This is a genomic window from Xenorhabdus griffiniae, assembly GCF_001028135.1.
GTDB lineage: Bacteria > Pseudomonadota > Gammaproteobacteria > Enterobacterales > Enterobacteriaceae > Xenorhabdus > Xenorhabdus bakwenae.
In genome coordinates, this window is record NZ_LDNM01000187.1 from 1 (window position 1) to 581 (window position 581).

Here is a 581-nt window from a genome sequence, read left to right on the forward strand (position 1 = left end):
AAAAAGGCGGTCAGTTGCTATAGTAGGCATCTTTCTCGCCAAAGGAAAATGCACTATGACCTATAAACAACTGACCGAATCAGAAAGATATCAGATTTTCAGCTTAAAAGAAGCCGGTTTTACACAACGCTTTATTGCAACATCACTTAAACGTAATCCCTCAACGATTAGTCGGGAACTGAGACGAAATCAGCAAGCACAGGAATACTGTCCTCAACAGGCTCAGTGTAAGGCATTGGAGCGCCGTCATTCTGCTGTAAAAGTCATAAAAGTCACATTTAAGATAAGAACATTGATTAAGCAGTTAATTTGGAAAGGTTTGAGTCCTGAACAAACAGTGGGTTATCTTAAAAAAGAAAATATCATTTCTTTGCATCATGAAACGGTTTATCGATTGATTTATCAGGATAAACGTGAGGGTGGTGATTTATGGCAGCACCTCAGAATTGCTAAAAAACCTTATCGTAAACGCTATGGCAGCTATGAGCGTAGAGGAAAAATCAAAAACAGAGTCAGTATTGAGAAACGCCCTAAAATCGTGGACAAAAGACAACGCCTTGGCGATTGGGAAGGAGATACCC

The 581-nt window shown here is 39.8% G+C and carries 1 protein-coding gene; it reads left to right on the top strand.

Annotation, left to right across the window (positions count from 1 at the left end):
- Positions 1-55: 55 nt before the first annotated feature.
- On the top strand, positions 56-581 hold a 526-nt coding region (locus AAY47_RS19580; RefSeq protein WP_047772052.1), incomplete at its 3' end, for an IS30 family transposase.